A 20,488-nucleotide genomic window follows, 5' to 3' on the forward strand; every position below is an offset into this window, starting at 1 on the left:
TACTCCTCCTTAACGGGGTTATAAGCGCATGCCGACGCGTTCCCCTAATCTTACTTTTACTTCATCATGGTGATTTGAATGTTCTATAATGTCATCATCAACTTTGATGATATCCTTTTTAAATAAACAGATAATCGTACTGCCGCCAAATTCGAACAGTCCTTTTTCTTCTCCTTTATGGAAGGTATGAATCGGATGATTAACAATCTTACCGACCATCAAAGCACCCACTTCCATAAAGATCACATCATCAAAATGTTTTGTATGTAACATCGTAAAATGACGTGTATTACGTTTATAAATAGGGAAATAATCATTAGCGATCGGATTGACCGTATGGAATTCTCCAGGAATGATATGTTCTTTTTCAGCAACGCCATCATCAAAGAAATGATAATGGTGATAATCATCAACCGTTAAACGGAAAATCAGGCAAGTACCACCTTTATATTCATCCGTTAAACTTGGTGTTAAGAGTAATTCATCAAGCGTATACGCAGTATTTTTGACAATGAGCCGCGTATCATCTTCAATTTTTACATAAGTCACTTTACTATCGCATGGTGCACATAAAATCGATGGATCTTTTTCAAAGGGACGCATTCCATCTTTAATATGTCTGGTAAAAAAGGCATTATAACTGGCGAAATCGTTTCCTTCATACTGTGACATATCAATGTTATTGGCCTTAATAAAAGGCTTGATTGCCACTTTAGAAACTGGTGATGATAACGCGCAGCCGCCTAATTTTGACACTGCTGGCAAAGTCAGCACTTTGACTAGTGCTCTTCCGGCTTTGGTGCCGTAAAGCACTTTTAACTGCTGGTCCTGACTCTGATTATAAACAGCCTCTTCGCCGTTTCTTAGAAATACAGCCAACTGAACGGATGTCCTCCCATACGAATTGTCCCCGTTAACGCCAGCATAATAAATAGCACTGCACCAACAGCAATCAGTACTAAAACCCCTCTTAAATCAGGTTTAGGTACCTTAATACGGGAAATAAACAGGATCCCGACAACCCCTAAACCGACAAAATAAATCATTTGTACGGTATGAATTTTAAACCATGCATTTAAACAGTAAATCGCCGGAAAAATAATAGATGAAGATGTCACCGGCAACCCGGTATAATACTTACGCTTTTCATTCGTCTTCTTCTGACGCATATCTTCCATAACATTGAAATAAGCCAAACGAATGACCGCCCCTAAGACATAAATCGCAAAAAAAGGCAGGCATCTTGCTTTAGTGAACCCCATTGAATACGCTATAATAGCAGGGAAGACACCAAAAGAAACTAAATCAACTAAGGAATCAATTTGGATGCCAAACATCTTTTCCTCTGGTGTTCGATTCTTTTTACTACGCGCAACCATTCCGTCAAACGAATCAAAAAAGCCACAAAGCATTAAACAAAGCAATGCCAGGACATATTGATGCTGGAATGCGAAATGAGTTCCGATCAAAGCAGAAATCAAACTACAATACGTTAAGATTACTGTATAATTATAGAAACCAATCATATTATTCACCTCAAAAATTCTTTTTCATTATAACATGATTATTCCTATTTTTATAGGTCTTTTAAACGAGCAAAACTTTATGAATACCCTTTTTTTACGACGCATATTTGCGTATAATGAAGATCTCAGGAGGAAACTATGGAAAAAGCAAAATTTGATAAAGTCTCATTTGAACAATTTAAACAAGGCATGGAAGACTACAGTCACCTCGATTTACAGTCTGTCTATGATGCTCTTAAGCTTCCTAAAAGAGCCACGAAAGGTTCCGCCGGATACGATTTCTTCTCACCGATCAGTTTTACTTTAAACCCTGGTGAAACCATCAAAATTCCCACTGGTATACGTTGTGAAATGAATCCTAGCTGGGTACTCATGATCTATCCCCGCAGCGGCCTCGGCTTTAAATATCGTCTCCAGCTTAATAATACCGTTGGGATCATTGATTCTGATTACTACTATAGCGATAATGAAGGTCATATCTTTATTAAACTCACAAATGATTCAAACGAAAACAAATCACTCTGCATCAAAGCTGGTGAAGGCATCGCTCAAGGTATTTTTATGACCTATGGCTTAACCATCGATGATGATGCCACCGACATTCGCAATGGCGGATTTGGCTCAACCACTAAGAAATAATACCCATTAAGATATCTCTCACCAGATATCTTTTATTTTACCCTTTTTTCCTGTTTATTATTTTCATCTTGTGTGACAAACAAAAAATATCCATTTATTTACATATGTTAGGAAATAAAATGATCATCATCTCTTATTCACATAAACGGTGACTTTCTTCTTTGCGCAGAGCTCTTTTCCACCGTCATTGTGCGTTTCTCCTGCTCTTTTTATGTTTATCCACAGTGTTGGTGGATTATTTGTATTTCTAAATGTGTTAGTCACTGCTTTGGTGGATAAATATGATTATCAGAAATGATGTTCACATTTCATGAGTGCAATTAAAAAAGCGTGAGCTCCTACTCTCACGCAAAACAAAAGCACCTCATCTGAGGTGCTGCTGACCGGCAGCGTTCTATTGTCGCCATTTCTGACTATCGTCGACGCTGTGATGCTTAACTTCCGTGTTCGGCATGGGTACGGGTGTCTCCATCACGCCATCGCTACCGGATCTCAGGATCTCCCCTGAAAACCGCACACAATCTCTTCTCTGGTCAAGTCCTCGGCCTATTAGTGCCGGTCCGCTGAACATGTCGCCATGCTTTCACTCCCGGTCTATCAACCTTATCGTCTTTAAGGGGCCTTACTTGCTAAGCAACGGGAGGTCTCATCTTGGAGGGGGCTTCACGCTTAGATGCCTTCAGCGCTTATCCCTTCCGGACTTGGCTACCCAGCTGTGCCACTGGCGTGACAACTGGTCCACCATCGGTCCGTCCACCCCGGTCCTCTCGTACTGAGGGCAGCTCTCCTCAGACCTCCTGCGCCCACGACAGATAGGGACCGAACTGTCTCACGACGTTCTGAACCCAGCTCGCGTACCGCTTTAATGGGCGAACAGCCCAACCCTTGGAACCGACTTCAGCTCCAGGATGCGATGAGCCGACATCGAGGTGCCAAACCTCCCCGTCGATGTGAACTCTTGGGGGAGATCAGCCTGTTATCCCCAGGGTAGCTTTTATCCGTTGAGCGACGGCCCTTCCATGCGGTACCGCCGGATCACTAAGCCCGACTTTCGTCCCTGCTCGACCTGTTTGTCTCGCAGTCAGACACCCTTATGCCTTTGCGCTCGATGCGTGGTTTCCATCCACGCTGAGGGTATCTTTGGGCGCCTCCGTTACTCTTTGGGAGGCGACCGCCCCAGTCAAACTGCCCGGCTGACACTGTCCCGTACGCGGCTTACGCGTCCCGGTTAGAACCTAAGTGCACGAGGGGTGGTATCCCAACAGCGGCTCCTCGGATCCTGGCGAACCCGTCTCACAGCCTCCCACCTATCCTGTACGTCATGCACCCAGGCCCAATGTCGGCCTGCAGTGAAGCTCCATGGGGTCTTTCCGTCTAGTCGCGGGCAACCTGCATCTTCACAGGTACTAAGACTTCACCGAGTCTGCAGCCGAGACAGCGCCCAAATCGTTACGCCTTTCGTGCGGGTCAGAACTTACCTGACAAGGAATTTCGCTACCTTAGGACCGTTATAGTTACGGCCGCCGTTTACTGGGGCTTCGTATCATGGCTTCGCTTTCGCTGACCACTCCTCTTGACCTTCCAGCACCGGGCAGGCGTCACCCCCTATACTTCGGCTTGCGCCTTCGCAGAGAGCTGTGTTTTTGGTAAACAGTCGCTTGGGCCATTTTTCTGCGGCTCCGAAGAGCACCCCTTCTCCCTAAGTTACGGGGTCATTTTGCAGAGTTCCTTAGCTGCAGTTCTCTCGCTCACCTTGGGATTCTCTCCCTGCCCATGTGTGTCCATTTTCGGTACGGGCCTTCAGAAATTTGTGCTAGAAGCTTTTCCTGGAAGTCTGCTTCACGCTTTTCCGTACTTGCCGCAGCTTTCCGTATGCGTCACGCCTTCGCCTTCTGTGATGCGCATTTCACTGCATCACGGCTACCTCGCTTGCCCCGGCTCTTCCGTCCGCCGGTTGCGCTAGCCTTCTCCGTCACTCCATCGCTCCCTGAAGGGTACAGGAATCTCCGCCTGTCTTCCATCGGATACGCCTTTCGGCCTCTCCTTAGGTCCCGACTCTCCCAGAGCGGACGAACCTTCCTCTGGAGACCTTGGGCCATCGGTGTGCGGGATTCTCACCCGCATCTCGCTACTCACGCCGGCATTCTCTCTTCCATCCGCTCCTCGGGCCCTTTCGGTCCCGCTTCTCCGCCGGATGGAACGCTCCCCTACCATATTTTCATATCCATAGCTTCGGTGTCATGCTTAGCCCCGGTAAATTATCGGCGCAGGGTCATTCGACTAGTGAGCTGTTACGCACTCTTTGAAGGATGGCTGCTTCTGAGCCAACCTCCTAGTTGTCTCCACGTCCCCACTTCCTTTTCCACTTGGCATGCACTTTGGGACCTTAGCTGATGGTCTGGGCTGTTTCCCTCTTGTCCGCGGACCTTATCACCCGCAGACTGACTGCCGCGACTGGACGTGCGACATTCGGAGTTTGATTATGCTCAGTACCTCGGGATGAGGCCATCGCATATTCAGTGCTCTACCTTCGCATGCCGTCTCGCGACGCTAGCCCTAAAGCTATTTCGGGGAGAACCAGCTATCTCCGGGTTCGTTTGGAATTTCACCCCTAGCCACAGATCATCCGCCAACGTTTCAACGGGGGTCGGTTCGGTCCTCCATCGGGTCTCACCCCGACTTCAACCTGTCCATGGCTAGATCACCCGGTTTCGGGTCTGCTCCTCCAGACTCTCGCCCTCTTAAGACTCGCTTTCGCTTCGGCTCCGCATATCCTGCTTAGCCTCGCCTGGAAAAGCAACTCGCCGGCTCATTCTACAAAAGGCACGCCATCACCCTTTGACGGGCTCTGACTTCTTGTAGGCATATGGTTTCTGGTTCTCTTTCACTCCCCTCCCGGGGTTCTTTTCACCTTTCCCTCACGGTACTGGTTCGCTATCGGTCACACAGGAGTCTTTAGCCTTTCGGGATGGTCCCCGATGCTTCCGACAGGATTTCTCGTGTCCCGCCGTACTCAGGATCTCCGCTCGCTAAACCTCGGTTTCGCCTACGGGTCTCTCACCCTCTCTGGATGTCCTTCCCATGACATTCGGCTGCCGAGGCCTTCGCTTTGTGCGGGTCCTTCTACCCCATCATATGATGGTTTGGGCTCCTCCGCTTTCGCTCGCCGCTACTTACGGAATATCGTTTGATTTCTTTTCCTGCAGGTACTTAGATGTTTCAGTTCCCTGCGTCTCGCCTCTCTCCAGCTATGTATTCGCTGAAGGATGCATGAGTCTTGCTCATGCGGGTTTCCCCATTCGGACATCACCGGATCATCGCCTGCTTACGGCTCCCCGATGCATTTCGGTGTTTGCTCCGTCCTTCTTCGCCTCTGTGTGCCCAGGCTTCCGCCATACGCCCTTTCTTTCTTGACCTGAAAGTTGATATGAATAAGCTTGAGTTTACTGACTGTTATTCTTGATCTAACTGTTTCTCTTGTTTATCTTAGCTTTTGCCCACTATACCAGATTCTAGACCTTTGATGTTTCTCTGATCTTATCCTTATATAGTGTTTGCAGGAAGTCTTACTAATTTGAATTAATAAGTCTTCTCTTTGCTTTTGATTGTATGCGGTTTTCAAGGGTCTTCCTTCTCTGCAAAGCAGAGAAAACCGAAAAGAAACACGCATTTCTCCCTAGAAAGGAGGTGATCCATCCCCACGTTCCCGTAGGGATACCTTGTTACGACTTCACCCCAATCATCGGCCCCACCTTAGACAGCTCTCTCCTTGCGGTTGAGCCACCGGCTTCGGGTGTTGCTGACTCTCATGGTGTGACGGGCGGTGTGTACAAGGCCCGAGAACGTATTCACCGCGGCATGCTGATCCGCGATTACTAGCGATTCCAGCTTCGTGCAGTCGAGTTGCAGACTGCAGTCCGAACTGAGAACGGGTTTCTGGGCTCTGCTCAACCTCGCGGTCTCGCTTCCCTCTGCTCCGTCCATTGTAGCACGTGTGTGGCCCAGGTCATAAGGGGCATGATGATTTGACGTCATCCCCGCCTTCCTCCTCCTTGCAGAGGCAGTCTCGCCAGAGTCCCCAACTAAATGCTGGCAACTGGCGACAGGGGTTGCGCTCGTTGCGGGACTTAACCCAACATCTCACGACACGAGCTGACGACAACCATGCACCACCTGTCTTCTCTATAGCTATGAGGAGATCTCTCTCCCTTTTAGATCGATGTCAAGACCTGGTAAGGTTCTTCGCGTTGCTTCGAATTAAACCACATGCTCCACCGCTTGTGCGGGCCCCCGTCAATTCCTTTGAGTTTCATTCTTGCGAACGTACTACTCAGGCGCGATACTTATTGCGTTGACTGCAGCACCGGGATCTGACTCCCGACACTTAGTATCGATCGTTTACGGCGTGGACTACTAGGGTATCTAATCCTATTTGCTCCCCACGCTTTCGGGACTGAGCGTCAGTTGCGGACCAGACCGTCGCCTTCGCCACTGGTGTTCCTCCATATATCTACGCATTTCACCGCTACACATGGAATTCCACGATCCTCTTCCGCACTCCAGTGATCCGGTTTCCGGGGCTACCCGAAGTTTAGCTTCGGGCTTTCACCTCCAGACCTGTATCACCGCCTGCTCCCTCTTTACGCCCAATGATTCCGGATAACGCTCGCCACCTACGTATTACCGCGGCTGCTGGCACGTAGTTAGCCGTGGCTTTCTATGTTCGGTACCGTCACTCGCATGGCATTTCCTCCATCCGACGTTCTTCCCGTACAACAGAACTTTACGACCCGAAGGCCTTCTTCGTTCACGCGGCGTTGCTCGGTCAGGGTTTCCCCCATTGCCGAAAATTCCCTACTGCTGCCTCCCGTAGGAGTCTGGGCCGTGTCTCAGTCCCAGTGTGGCCGTCCGCCCTCTCAGGCCGGCTAAGTATCGTCGCCTTGGTGGGCCGTTGCCCCGCCAACTAGCTAATACTGCATAGGTCCATCCCCCCGCTGACCATCCGGTCATTTAGCGCATCCAGGATGCCCTGAATGCGTCTATGCGGTCTTAGCAGCCGTTTCCAGCTGTTGTCCCCCTCGGAGGGGCAGGTTACCTATGTTCTCCTCACCCGTTCGCCACTGAGCACCAAGGTGCTCCGTTCGACTTGCATGTATTAGGCACGCCGCCAGCGTTCATCCTGAGCCAGGATCAAACTCTCCATTGTTTATGAATGGAGCTTTGAATAAGCTCATTAAATTACTTCTGACTATTTGTTTTCGGTGTTTTGTTCACCGCTCAAAAATGAGTTCTTTGACGTGTTTCTTTTCAGTTTTCAATGTTCTGCGCGCCGGCCTTCGTCAGCCGACTCGACTATAATACCTCAAAGTGCGGCACTTGTAAAGCCTTTTTGCATAATTTTACCATTTTTTTGTATCTTTCTTTTTTGTTGTGTTTATATCGTCATTTTTTCATCTTTGCAGGCTGTTTATCCCCTTCCAGGATAAAAATGGCCTATTATTTTTTTATCGCTACTTGCTTCATTTATTCCATAATTTAATTATCTCATTAACGACTGCTCACTTAAATGACTATCAGCATTTTTGTTATTCTATTTTGAAATAGTCGCATTTTCACATTATTTTCATGAATTTTTTTCACACTTATTGTCACCATGATAAACATTTACATTTCAGAAAAGAGCAAATAAATGTACCAGTTTAGCGATAAATTAAGAAATGCCTACGAGAGTCTCATGATGCCTTTAGCGATTTACCAGGTCATTGACGGAAAAGTCGTGACCATTCTTGTCTCTGATGGATTCTGTCAGTTAAAGAAGGATTCTCGTGAACACCTCACCTCTTCTTTAACAAACAGTATGTTTAAACGCGTTGATCCCGCTTATGCTGGCAAGCTTGCTAAACAATATGCGGCTTTTACTAACCATGAAAGCAAATATGATGTTATTTATTGCTCCAATGATGTTGATGGTAAAAGTACTCTTATTCATGCTGTTGGACACTGGCAGACCATGCCTGATCGTACTAAATTGGCTTTCCTTCATTATCTTGATTTAACAGCATCCGTCGCCTTCATAAACGAAGAATCACAAAAGTATCATAAAGAACAGGAGGAGCATTTCTATATTGATCCCCTTACCAAACTTCCTAATATCAATTACCTGCATGAATTTGGTGAAGAAAAGATCGAAGCCATCAGACTCAATAAGAATAAACCGTTATTACTCTTCTTCGATGTTTGTGCTATGCAGAATTACAATGATCAATATGGTTATAAAGCTGGTGATGAACTTCTTAAACTAACCGCTAATATTTTAAAAACATATTATCCTAATAGCTTTATTATTCGAAATCCTAATGATCACTTTATCGTCTTAACAAAATCAACCCCTTATGATGAAATGATCACCAAAACCATCAGTGATGAAATCATCAAAAAAGCGGAAGGAAATACATTAGGCATTAAAGCTGGTCTTTGCCTGATCACCCCTGATGATAATATCTATTCCGGTATTGAGCACGCCCGCCGTGCTCTCAAAACAATTGGAAATGATCGCAATATTCATGCTGTATATTACTCTTCAGCCATTGAATTGGAATATCAGCGCAGACAATTCTTTATTGACCATTTTGATGATGCCCTGAAAAATCATTATATCCAGGTATATTATCATCGCATCGTCAATAGCCAGAGCCAAGCGATCGTTTCTCATGAAGCATTAGCTAGATGGATTGATCCTGGCCAGGGATTTATTTCCCCAGGCGAGTTCATTCCCATTCTCACCAAGTATCATCTCACATATAAATGAGATCTCTACGTAGTTGAACAAGTCTGCAAAGATATTCAACAGCGAAAAGCAGCAAGACAACCTCTCAACCATGTTTCCATCAACTTGTCAGCGCAAGATTTCGATCACAAGAACATGTTTAAGTCAGTTGACGATATCCTTAAAAAATATCATATCCCAGTTTCTATGATCACCATTGAAATCACCGAACAGGATATTGCCCAAGCAAGTGAGTACTTTAATAAACAATTAAATGCTTTTTTCAAACACGGCTATACCATATGGGTTGATGACTTCGGCAGTGGTTATTCTAATCTCAATATCCTTACCCGTTATCATTTCCATCTCATCAAGATCGATCAATCTTTTATCCGTGATTTATGCGAAAACCACGAAGCCAATAAAGTCATTATTCAAGCAATAATAGCATCCTGTCAGAAGTTAGGTATTCATACTTTATGTGAAGGCGTTGAAACAGAAAAACAATATCAATTCGTTAAAGAAGCTGGTGTTAATTATATCCAAGGCTTTTACTTCTATAAACCTGTACCACTAACAGAATTCTAAATAGTTACGATCCCTCACGGGATCGTTTTTTTATCCATATCTCTTATTCACATAAACGGTGACTTTCTTCTTTGCTCAGAGCTCTTTTCCACCATCATTGTGCGTTTCTCCTGCTCTTTTTATGCTTATCCACAGTGATAGTGGAGTATTTGTTTTTCTGAATGTGTTAGTCACTGCCTTGGTGGATAAACATGATTATCAGAAATGATGTTCACATTTCATGGGCGCAATTAAAAAAGCGTGAGGTATAAATCTCACGCAAAACAAAAGCACCTCATCTGAGGTGCTATCGACCGGCAGCGTTCTATTGTCGCCATTTCTGACTATCGTCGACGCTGTGATGCTTAACTTCCGTGTTCGGCATGGGTACGGGTGTCTCCATCACGCCATCGCTACCGGATCTCAGGATCTCCCCTGAAAACCGCACACAATCTCTTCTCTGGTCAAGTCCTCGGCCTATTAGTGCCGGTCCGCTGAACATGTCGCCATGCTTTCACTCCCGGTCTATCAACCTTATCGTCTTTAAGGGGCCTTACTTGCTAAGCAACGGGAGGTCTCATCTTGGAGGGGGCTTCACGCTTAGATGCCTTCAGCGCTTATCCCTTCCGGACTTGGCTACCCAGCTGTGCCACTGGCGTGACAACTGGTCCACCATCGGTCCGTCCACCCCGGTCCTCTCGTACTGAGGGCAGCTCTCCTCAGACCTCCTGCGCCCACGACAGATAGGGACCGAACTGTCTCACGACGTTCTGAACCCAGCTCGCGTACCGCTTTAATGGGCGAACAGCCCAACCCTTGGAACCGACTTCAGCTCCAGGATGCGATGAGCCGACATCGAGGTGCCAAACCTCCCCGTCGATGTGAACTCTTGGGGGAGATCAGCCTGTTATCCCCAGGGTAGCTTTTATCCGTTGAGCGACGGCCCTTCCATGCGGTACCGCCGGATCACTAAGCCCGACTTTCGTCCCTGCTCGACCTGTTTGTCTCGCAGTCAGACACCCTTATGCCTTTGCGCTCGATGCGTGGTTTCCATCCACGCTGAGGGTATCTTTGGGCGCCTCCGTTACTCTTTGGGAGGCGACCGCCCCAGTCAAACTGCCCGGCTGACACTGTCCCGTACGCGGCTTACGCGTCCCGGTTAGAACCTAAGTGCACGAGGGGTGGTATCCCAACAGCGGCTCCTCGGATCCTGGCGAACCCGTCTCACAGCCTCCCACCTATCCTGTACGTCATGCACCCAGGCCCAATGTCGGCCTGCAGTGAAGCTCCATGGGGTCTTTCCGTCTAGTCGCGGGCAACCTGCATCTTCACAGGTACTAAGACTTCACCGAGTCTGCAGCCGAGACAGCGCCCAAATCGTTACGCCTTTCGTGCGGGTCAGAACTTACCTGACAAGGAATTTCGCTACCTTAGGACCGTTATAGTTACGGCCGCCGTTTACTGGGGCTTCGTATCATGGCTTCGCTTTCGCTGACCACTCCTCTTGACCTTCCAGCACCGGGCAGGCGTCACCCCCTATACTTCGGCTTGCGCCTTCGCAGAGAGCTGTGTTTTTGGTAAACAGTCGCTTGGGCCATTTTTCTGCGGCTCCGAAGAGCACCCCTTCTCCCTAAGTTACGGGGTCATTTTGCAGAGTTCCTTAGCTGCAGTTCTCTCGCTCACCTTGGGATTCTCTCCCTGCCCATGTGTGTCCATTTTCGGTACGGGCCTTCAGAAATTTGTGCTAGAAGCTTTTCCTGGAAGTCTGCTTCACGCTTTTCCGTACTTGCCGCAGCTTTCCGTATGCGTCACGCCTTCGCCTTATGTGATGCGCATTTCACTGCATCACGGCTACCTCGCTTGCCCCGGCTCTTCCGTCCGCCGGTTGCGCTAGCCTTCTCCGTCACTCCATCGCTCCCTGAAGGGTACAGGAATCTCCGCCTGTCTTCCATCGGATACGCCTTTCGGCCTCTCCTTAGGTCCCGACTCTCCCAGAGCGGACGAACCTTCCTCTGGAGACCTTGGGCCATCGGTGTGCGGGATTCTCACCCGCATCTCGCTACTCACGCCGGCATTCTCTCTTCCATCCGCTCCTCGGGCCCTTTCGGTCCCGCTTCTCCGCCGGATGGAACGCTCCCCTACCATATTTTCATATCCATAGCTTCGGTGTCATGCTTAGCCCCGGTAAATTATCGGCGCAGGGTCATTCGACTAGTGAGCTGTTACGCACTCTTTGAAGGATGGCTGCTTCTGAGCCAACCTCCTAGTTGTCTCCACGTCCCCACTTCCTTTTCCACTTGGCATGCACTTTGGGACCTTAGCTGATGGTCTGGGCTGTTTCCCTCTTGTCCGCGGACCTTATCACCCGCAGACTGACTGCCGCGACTGGACGTGCGACATTCGGAGTTTGATTATGCTCAGTACCTCGGGATGAGGCCATCGCATATTCAGTGCTCTACCTTCGCATGCCGTCTCGCGACGCTAGCCCTAAAGCTATTTCGGGGAGAACCAGCTATCTCCGGGTTCGTTTGGAATTTCACCCCTAGCCACAGATCATCCGCCAACGTTTCAACGGGGGTCGGTTCGGTCCTCCATCGGGTCTCACCCCGACTTCAACCTGTCCATGGCTAGATCACCCGGTTTCGGGTCTGCTCCTCCAGACTCTCGCCCTATTAAGACTCGCTTTCGCTTCGGCTCCGCATATCCTGCTTAGCCTCGCCTGGAAAAGCAACTCGCCGGCTCATTCTACAAAAGGCACGCCATCACCCTTTGACGGGCTCTGACTTCTTGTAGGCATATGGTTTCTGGTTCTCTTTCACTCCCCTCCCGGGGTTCTTTTCACCTTTCCCTCACGGTACTGGTTCGCTATCGGTCACACAGGAGTCTTTAGCCTTTCGGGATGGTCCCCGATGCTTCCGACAGGATTTCTCGTGTCCCGCCGTACTCAGGATCTCCGCTCGCTAAACCTCGGTTTCGCCTACGGGTCTCTCACCCTCTCTGGATGTCCTTCCCATGACATTCGGCTGCCGAGGCCTTCGCTTTGTGCGGGTCCTTCTACCCCATCATATGATGGTTTGGGCTCCTCCGCTTTCGCTCGCCGCTACTTACGGAATCTCGTTTGATTTCTTTTCCTGCAGGTACTTAGATGTTTCAGTTCCCTGCGTCTCGCCTCTCTCCAGCTATGTATTCGCTGAAGGATGCATGAGTCTTGCTCATGCGGGTTTCCCCATTCGGACATCACCGGATCATCGCCTGCTTACGGCTCCCCGATGCATTTCGGTGTTTGCTCCGTCCTTCTTCGCCTCTGTGTGCCCAGGCTTCCGCCATACGCCCTTTCTTTCTTGACCTGAAAGTTGATATGAATAAGCTTGAGTTTACTGACTGTTATTCTTGATCTAACTGTTTCTCTTGTTTATCTTAGCTTTTGCCCACTATACCAGATTCTAGACCTTTGATGTTTCTCTGATCTTATCCTTATATAGTGTTTGCAGGAAGTCTTACTAATTTGAATTAATAAGTCTTCTCTTTGCTTTTGATTGTATGCGGTTTTCAAGGGTCTTCCTTCTCTGCAAAGCAGAGAAAACCGAAAAGAAACACTCTTTTCTCCCTAGAAAGGAGGTGATCCATCCCCACGTTCCCGTAGGGATACCTTGTTACGACTTCACCCCAATCATCGGCCCCACCTTAGACAGCTCTCTCCTTGCGGTTGAGCCACCGGCTTCGGGTGTTGCTGACTCTCATGGTGTGACGGGCGGTGTGTACAAGGCCCGAGAACGTATTCACCGCGGCATGCTGATCCGCGATTACTAGCGATTCCAGCTTCGTGCAGTCGAGTTGCAGACTGCAGTCCGAACTGAGAACGGGTTTCTGGGCTCTGCTCAACCTCGCGGTCTCGCTTCCCTCTGCTCCGTCCATTGTAGCACGTGTGTGGCCCAGGTCATAAGGGGCATGATGATTTGACGTCATCCCCGCCTTCCTCCTCCTTGCAGAGGCAGTCTCGCCAGAGTCCCCAACTCAATGCTGGCAACTGGCGACAGGGGTTGCGCTCGTTGCGGGACTTAACCCAACATCTCACGACACGAGCTGACGACAACCATGCACCACCTGTCTTCTCTATAGCTATGAGGAGATCTCTCTCCCTTTTAGATCGATGTCAAGACCTGGTAAGGTTCTTCGCGTTGCTTCGAATTAAACCACATGCTCCACCGCTTGTGCGGGCCCCCGTCAATTCCTTTGAGTTTCATTCTTGCGAACGTACTACTCAGGCGCGATACTTATTGCGTTGACTGCAGCACCGGGATCTGACTCCCGACACTTAGTATCGATCGTTTACGGCGTGGACTACTAGGGTATCTAATCCTATTTGCTCCCCACGCTTTCGGGACTGAGCGTCAGTTGCGGACCAGACCGTCGCCTTCGCCACTGGTGTTCCTCCATATATCTACGCATTTCACCGCTACACATGGAATTCCACGATCCTCTTCCGCACTCCAGTGATCCGGTTTCCGGGGCTTCCCGAAGTTTAGCTTCGGGCTTTCACCTCCAGACCTGTATCACCGCCTGCTCCCTCTTTACGCCCAATGATTCCGGATAACGCTCGCCACCTACGTATTACCGCGGCTGCTGGCACGTAGTTAGCCGTGGCTTTCTATGTTCGGTACCGTCACTCGCATGGCATTTCCTCCATCCGACGTTCTTCCCGTACAACAGAACTTTACGACCCGAAGGCCTTCTTCGTTCACGCGGCGTTGCTCGGTCAGGATTTCCCCCATTGCCGAAAATTCCCTACTGCTGCCTCCCGTAGGAGTCTGGGCCGTGTCTCAGTCCCAGTGTGGCCGTCCGCCCTCTCAGGCCGGCTAAGTATCGTCGCCTTGGTGGGCCGTTGCCCCGCCAACCAGCTAATACTGCATAGGTCCATCCCCCCGCTGACCATCCGGTCATTTAGCGCATCCAGGATGCCCTGAATGCGTCTATGCGGTCTTAGCAGCCGTTTCCAGCTGTTGTCCCCCTCGGAGGGGCAGGTTACCTATGTTCTCCTCACCCGTTCGCCACTGAGCACCAAGGTGCTCCGTTCGACTTGCATGTATTAGGCACGCCGCCAGCGTTCATCCTGAGCCAGGATCAAACTCTCCATTGTTTATGAATGGAGCTTTGAATAAGCTCTTTAAATTACTTCTGACTATTTGTTTCCGGTGTTTTGTTCACCGCTCAAAAATGAGTTCTTTGACGTGTTTCTTTTCAGTTTTCAATGTTCTGCGTGCCGGCCTTCGTCAGCCGACTCGTCTATAATACCTCAAAGTGCGGCACTTGTAAAGCCTTTTTGCATAAATTCATTACTTTTTGTTACTATTCACGGTTAGATATAGTTGATATATAAAGTTGTACCTAAAAAGAGCACGGAACGGTGCCCGTGATACGGCCTTGTTTTAATTGTAGTAAAGAGGTATGTAAAATGTATACACAGCGAAATGAAGCATGATGTTAAATCTGATTTCAGGTAATGGCTATGATACCTTATTCCACCATTATAACGGTTTGTCGATTCTCAGGAGAGATCTTCCCCTGAGAATATTTCTTTTACCGTTATTGGATCACCTTCATAAAGTCGTATCATTGCATAGATCTCATTTATTCCGTTTTTCCTGCAGGTTTCTATATACGTTTTGGCATCTGCGTAATACTGAGCGTTTTGAATATTTTGGAACTGTCCTGATGATCGCATATGGCTTTTTACGACTCTAAGTCCGCGTTCTGCGCAATTATTGGTTGTCGGAAGAGTGAAATCATTTACCCAAGCAAAGTAATTATCATAATAATCACGTATACGCTTAATTAGCGTCTTCTCGGATCTTCCAAAGTATGCATCATAATCTTTTTTGTTTCTCTTTTCCGCTCGGTTGAGTATATCATTAACTTTTTTGTTAAAGTTTTCAATAAATTCATCACTAAAGCGAGTCTCTCCCTTGTTTATGGCTTCTTTGCGTTTGTGGATGGTATCGGAAATAAGATCTTTCAGTTCCATAAGCTCATCATGTTTTGTATCAATAGCGATTTTTTTGAGGTCACGCTGAAGGTGCTGATTGCATTCAAGGTTGCCAAACTTGAATTTAGCGTTATAGTTCACTTTATTGTGATCATGCATCGTTTTTTGCTCTTCAGTGAGTAGTGTTAGGACTTTGTCTTCTTCAATCCCTTCAAGATCTTTCTTCTCATGAGCCGTATAATATGAGAGTGTTTCATCTCCGTAAAAGCGCAGGCAGCCTTTCTTTGTATTAATATTGATAACAGTGTCATCCCAATATACGAGAGTTCTTTGGAGCATTAGATTCTTTAAAACTATACGGAACTCAGATAACTTTTTTGATGCAATCATAGGAAGTTTTGCAAGGTAGCCTTCTGACGGACTTATTTCTCCGTTTGTGATCCCCTCAAAAAAGGTTTTAACCTTGTTAATAGGAACATTGCAGGTATTCATTAGCGATAAGCCAACGGCCTGTACTGCCGTCCCATAGTGACAGGCTGATCTTTCATTAGGCTTCAGGCCAAGAAAAAATGTAGTCCCGCAGCTTCCGCATTTGTATTGATAGAAAACCTTTTTGAGGTTTATAGGCTTGATGCTAATAGTTTTCTCATATACAGCTTTAGTTTTGCCGGTGAAAACAAGTTCATGAGAACCACATTTCGGACACTCAGTTGCATCATCTGCCACATATTCAATTTCTTCGTCAATATCATCAGGAATACCGAGTTCACTTTTAGAATGTCCTGGCTGACCTCCAATTTTTCTGTCAGTAGGCTCTCTGGAATTGATGCTTGAGTTATATTTTGCTTTTCCTATAGGAGTAGACGCAGTAGGAATACCAACGGTAGTTGAGTCATGATTGCTTATGGCATTAAGATATTCAATCTTGTCTTTCAGTCTGTTAATTTCATCATTAAGATTTCTAATCATTTCATCTTTTTCAAGACAAAGCTGCTTTAATTTTGCGATTCTGTTATCCCTGTATTCAAGCTTCTGTTTTTTGGATTTCAGTTCTTCATTACAATCGTAAAGTCTTGTTTTAAGGTCACCAATCTTTTTGCATGCTTTATCATATTTTACTGATAGTGTTCCTAAAGAATCCATTGATTTACTCCTTGTTAATCATCATTATTAAGAATTGATTCAATTCTATTGATCTTGCTGGTAAGCTTTCTATTAGCCGCCTTAAGCTGTTTGATCTCATCATCTCTGCTTGCAATAATTTTTTGCATATCCTCAACCATCTTTTTATAGGTTCTTCTGCCGCTTGCTTTTTCTTCATTTTCAGCTGTATTTTTATCAGGATTAGGCTTTCTCCCTCGCTTTTTGCTTGAAGGAATAATTTCTCCAGTTTCCTCGTCTACAACGCCAAGGTATTTGCGTTTTGCTCTAGGCTGTTTGAGCTCAGGATTCCAAACTGAAACAGATTCATAAGCATATTTCTTGCCAGTTTTCTTGTTTGTCACATAAACAATTGCCATCTTTTCTCACCCCCTTGTTACTATATACAGTATATCATATAACTAGCTTAAAATAAATAGTAATTTACATATAATTTAAATTTATTAGAGACTATGTTTGCTGAAATTATCAAGAAAAAGAGAATACTTTTTTGGTTGTCAGGAATAAGACACTTGAATTGTTAATACATGACTATAAATCACTTTAAAAGTTATAATAAAAGGGTATCCCATATATGGATATACCCCTAAATAAAGACATTATTCAATTTTTAATCTTTCAGCACTGTGAATAGTAACTACTTTTTGTTACTATTCACGGTTAGATATAGTTGATATATAAAGTTGTACCTAAAAAGAGCACGGAACGGTGCCCGTGATACGGCCTTGTTTTAATTGTAGTAAAGAGGTATATAAAATGTATACATAGCGAAATGAAGCAGGATGTTAAATCTGATTTCAGGTAATGGCTATGATACCTTATTCCACCATTATAACGGTTTGTCGATTCTCAGGAGAGAGCTTCCCCTGAGAATATTTCTTTTACCGTTATTGGATCACCTTCATAAAGTCGAATCATTGCATAGATCTCATTTATTCCGTTTTTCCTGCAGGTTTCTATATACGTTTTGGCATCTGCGTAATACTGAGCGTTTTGAATATTTTGGAACTGTCCTGATGATCGCATATGGCTTTTTACGACTCTAAGTCCGCGTTCGCTCAGGTTATTGGTTGTCGGAAGAGTGAAATCACTTACCCAAGCAAAGTAATTATCATAATAATCACGTATACGCTTAATTAGCGTCTTCTCGGATCTTCCAAAGTATGCATCATAATCTTTTTTGTTTCTCTTTTCTGCTCGGTTGAGAATATCATTAACTTTTTTGTTAAAGTCTTCAATAAATTCATCACTAAAGCGAGTCTCTCCCTTGTTTATGGCTTCTTTGCGTTTGTGGATGGTATCGGAAATAAGATCTTTCAGTTCCAAAAGCTCATCATGTTTTGTATCAATAGCGATTTTTTTGAGGTCACGCTGAAGGTGCTGATTGCATTCAAGGTTGCCAAACTTGAATTTCGCGTTATAGTTCACTTTATTGTGATCATGCATCGTTTTTTGCTCTTCAGTGAGTAGTGTTAGGACTTTGTCTTCTTCAATCCCTTCAAGATCTTTCTTCTCATGAGCCGTATAATATGAGAGTGTTTCATCTCCGTAAAAGCGCAGGCAGCCTTTCTTTGTATTAATATTGATAACAGTGTCATCCCAATATACGAGAGTTCTTTGGAGCATTAGATTCTTTAAAACTATACGGAACTCAGATAACTTTTTTGATGCAATCATAGGAAGTTTTGCAAGGTAGCCTTCTGACGGACTTATTTCTCCGTTTGTGATCCCCTCAAAAAAGGTTTTAACCTTGTTAATAGGAACATTGCAGGTATTCATTAGCGATAAGCCAACGGCCTGTACTGCCGTCCCATAGTGACAGGTTGATCTTTCATTAGGCTTCAGGCCAAGAAAAAATGTAGTCCCGCAGCTTCCGCATTTGTATTGATAGAAAACCTTTTTGAGGTTTATAGGCTTGATGCTAATAGTTTTCTCATATACAGCTTTAGTTTTGCCGGTGAAAACAAGTTCATGAGAACCACATTTCGGACACTCAGTTGCATCATCTGCCACATATTCAATTTCTTCGTCAATATCATCAGGAATACTGAGTTCACTTTTAGAATGTCCTGGCTGACCTCCGATTTTTCTGTCAGTAGGCTCTCTGGAATTGATGCTTGAGTTATATTTTGCTTTTCCTATAGGAGTAGACGCAGTAGGAATACCAACAGTAGTTGAGTCATGATTGCTTATGGCATTAAGATATTCAATCTTGTCTTTCAGTCTGCTAATTTCATTATTAAGATTTCTAATCATTTCATCTTTTTCAAGACAAAGCTGCTTTAATTTTGCAATTTTGTTATCCCTGTATTCAAGCTTCTGTTTTTTGGATTTCAGTTCTTCATTACAATCGTAAAGTCTTGTTTTAAGGTCACCAATCTTTTTGCATGCTTTATCATATTTTACTGATAGTGTTCCTAAAGAATCCATTGATTTACTCCTTGTTAATCATCATTATTAAGAATTGATTCAATTCTATTGATCTTGCTGGTAAGCTTTCTATTAGCCGCCTTAAGCTGTTTGATCTCATCATCTCTGCTTGCAATAATTTTTTGCATATCCTCAACCATCTTTTTATAGGTTCTTCTGCCGCTTGCTTTTTCTTCATTTTCAGCTGTATTTTTATCAGGATTAGGCTTTCTCCCTCGCTTTTTGCTTGAAGGAATAATTTCTCCAGTTTCCTCGTCTACAACGCCAAGGTATTTGCGTTTTGCTCTAGGCTGTTTGAGCTCAGGATTCCAAACTGAAACAGATTCATAAGCATATTTCTTGCCTGTTTTCTTGTTTGTCACATAAACAATTGCCATCTTTTCTCACCTCCTTGTTACTATATACAGTATATCATATAACTAGCTTAAAATAAATAGTAATTTACATATAATTTAAATTTATTAGAGACTATGTTTGCCGAAATTATCAAGAAAAAGAGAATACTTTTTTTGTTGTCAGGAATAAGACACTTGAATTGTTAATACATGACTATAAATCACTTTAAAAGTTATAATAAAAGGGTATCCCATATATGGATATACCCCTAAATAAAGACATTATTCAATTTTTAATCTTTCAACACTGTGAATAGTAACACTTTTTTGTATCTCGTCAATTGATTTCCGAAATTCCAGTTAGATATTTCTAACGTGAATTCTATCATTCACTTATTAATCCTTATGTTTTTTATGAATTTAGTTATTCAGTTATTTTAAAATGTGATAAAATTTCATGATATTAAAGTGTTAAACTAAATGCGATTTGGAGGTAAGAACAAAAAAAGATGATGAGTTAACGCCCTGGAAAAGCTTCTCATCATCTGTCCAACAAGACAATATGACAGTAATACACACCACGCCTGTTTTCAAGTATAAAAGTTTAAATATGCATTTATGTGATGGTTCCTTTTCCTTCAAAGAGCTCATTAGAAATTCTGCTAGCGCAGTGCCAGTTTGTAAAAAATTCTGGCAGTGATTTCACTCAGGGTTTCTATTTTTTATAAACCAACCCCATTAGAAGACTTATAAAATCTCATTGCGGTCCAACTGGATCGCTTTTTCTTATTGTTTTAAACATTTGTTAGATGAAAACGTTAGTCACTGCCTTGGTGGATAAATCTGATTATCAGAAATGATGTTCACATTTCATGGGCGCAATTAAAAAAGCGTGAGGTATAAATCTCACGCAAAACAAAAGCACCTCATCTGAGGTGCTATCGACCGGCAGCGTTCTATTGTCGCCATTGCTGACTATCGTCGACGCTGTGATGCTTAACTTCCGTGTTCGGCATGGGTACGGGTGTCTCCATCACGCCATCGCTACCGGATCTCAGGATCTCCCCTGAAAACCGCACAC

7 protein-coding genes, 7 rRNA genes and 1 pseudogene are annotated in these 20,488 nt (G+C 45.3%); 2 read left to right on the forward strand and 13 right to left on the reverse strand.

Annotated features, from left to right (window positions below; all coding sequences use genetic code 11):
* Positions 1 to 18 precede the first annotated feature (18 nt).
* Positions 19 to 879, reverse strand: a complete 861-nt coding sequence (locus SG0102_RS14860) for a phosphatidylserine decarboxylase (protein ID WP_125120674.1) — start codon at positions 877 to 879, stop codon at positions 19 to 21.
* Positions 864 to 1,526, reverse strand: coding sequence for a CDP-alcohol phosphatidyltransferase family protein (locus tag SG0102_RS14865; RefSeq protein ID WP_125120675.1), 663 nt, complete (start codon positions 1,524 to 1,526; stop codon positions 864 to 866). The genes SG0102_RS14860 and SG0102_RS14865 overlap by 16 nt, the downstream gene beginning before the upstream one ends.
* 138 nt (positions 1,527 to 1,664) lie before the next feature.
* Between SG0102_RS14865 and SG0102_RS14870 the strand changes: the two genes are divergently transcribed.
* Positions 1,665 to 2,165 (forward strand): dUTP diphosphatase, encoded by a 501-nt coding sequence (locus tag SG0102_RS14870; protein WP_125120676.1) that lies wholly within the window; start codon positions 1,665 to 1,667, stop codon positions 2,163 to 2,165.
* 381 nt (positions 2,166 to 2,546) lie between these two features.
* Here SG0102_RS14870 and rrf (SG0102_RS14875) read toward each other — a convergent pair.
* The 3 genes from rrf (SG0102_RS14875) to SG0102_RS14885 all read right to left on the reverse strand — a co-directional run bounded on the left by rrf (SG0102_RS14875) (position 2,547) and on the right by SG0102_RS14885 (position 7,371).
* A 5S ribosomal RNA gene (rrf, locus tag SG0102_RS14875) occupies positions 2,547 to 2,655 on the reverse strand.
* A gap of 39 nt (positions 2,656 to 2,694) precedes the next feature.
* Positions 2,695 to 5,581 (reverse strand): 23S ribosomal RNA (locus SG0102_RS14880).
* Between the two features lie 264 nt (positions 5,582 to 5,845).
* Positions 5,846 to 7,371 (reverse strand): 16S ribosomal RNA (locus SG0102_RS14885).
* Together the 16S, 23S and 5S rRNA genes form the textbook arrangement of a ribosomal RNA operon.
* An 804-nt stretch (positions 7,372 to 8,175) precedes the next feature.
* Between SG0102_RS14885 and SG0102_RS15800 the strand changes: the two are divergent.
* Positions 8,176 to 9,519, forward strand: a pseudogene (locus tag SG0102_RS15800) (EAL domain-containing protein).
* A gap of 291 nt (positions 9,520 to 9,810) precedes the next feature.
* Here the strand turns inward: SG0102_RS15800 and rrf (SG0102_RS14900) are convergent.
* The 8 genes from rrf (SG0102_RS14900) to rrf (SG0102_RS14935) form a co-directional block, all read right to left on the reverse strand.
* Positions 9,811 to 9,919, reverse strand: a 5S ribosomal RNA gene (rrf, locus tag SG0102_RS14900).
* Between the two features lie 39 nt (positions 9,920 to 9,958).
* Positions 9,959 to 12,845 (reverse strand): 23S ribosomal RNA (locus SG0102_RS14905).
* Positions 12,846 to 13,109: 264 nt separating this feature from the next.
* A 16S ribosomal RNA gene (locus tag SG0102_RS14910) occupies positions 13,110 to 14,635 on the reverse strand.
* A 408-nt stretch (positions 14,636 to 15,043) separates the two neighbouring features.
* Entirely contained in the window at positions 15,044 to 16,624 is a 1,581-nt protein-coding gene (locus SG0102_RS14915; RefSeq protein WP_125118089.1) for an IS66 family transposase, read from the reverse strand.
* Positions 16,625 to 16,638: 14 nt separating this feature from the next.
* Entirely contained in the window at positions 16,639 to 17,001 is a 363-nt protein-coding gene (locus SG0102_RS14920) for a hypothetical protein (RefSeq protein ID WP_125118090.1), read from the reverse strand.
* 490 nt (positions 17,002 to 17,491) lie between these two features.
* Entirely contained in the window at positions 17,492 to 19,072 is a 1,581-nt protein-coding gene (locus SG0102_RS14925; protein WP_125118206.1) for an IS66 family transposase, read from the reverse strand.
* Between the two features lie 14 nt (positions 19,073 to 19,086).
* On the reverse strand, positions 19,087 to 19,449 hold the full coding sequence (locus tag SG0102_RS14930) for a hypothetical protein (RefSeq protein ID WP_125118090.1): 363 nt from the start codon (positions 19,447 to 19,449) through the stop codon (positions 19,087 to 19,089).
* Between the two features lie 901 nt (positions 19,450 to 20,350).
* Positions 20,351 to 20,459: ribosomal RNA gene (gene rrf / locus SG0102_RS14935) — 5S ribosomal RNA — on the reverse strand.
* Between the last annotated feature and the right edge of the window lie 29 nt (positions 20,460 to 20,488).

It is taken from the genome of Intestinibaculum porci, assembly GCF_003925875.1.
In the GTDB taxonomy this organism is placed as follows: domain Bacteria; phylum Bacillota_I; class Bacilli_A; order Erysipelotrichales; family Coprobacillaceae; genus Intestinibaculum; species Intestinibaculum porci.

Bases quoted from the DNA above. Each gene is read 5' to 3' on its own strand.
- SG0102_RS14925 (WP_125118206.1), bottom strand. From the start codon at position 19,072: ATGGATTCTTTAGGAACACTATCAGTAAAATATGATAAAGCATGCAAA.
- SG0102_RS14915 (WP_125118089.1), bottom strand. From the start codon at position 16,624: ATGGATTCTTTAGGAACACTATCAGTAAAATATGATAAAGCATGCAAA.
- SG0102_RS14920 (WP_125118090.1), bottom strand. From the start codon at position 17,001: ATGGCAATTGTTTATGTGACAAACAAGAAAACTGGCAAGAAATATGCT.
- SG0102_RS14870 (WP_125120676.1), top strand. From the start codon at position 1,665: ATGGAAAAAGCAAAATTTGATAAAGTCTCATTTGAACAATTTAAACAA.
- SG0102_RS14930 (WP_125118090.1), bottom strand. From the start codon at position 19,449: ATGGCAATTGTTTATGTGACAAACAAGAAAACAGGCAAGAAATATGCT.
- SG0102_RS14865 (WP_125120675.1), bottom strand. From the start codon at position 1,526: ATGATTGGTTTCTATAATTATACAGTAATCTTAACGTATTGTAGTTTG.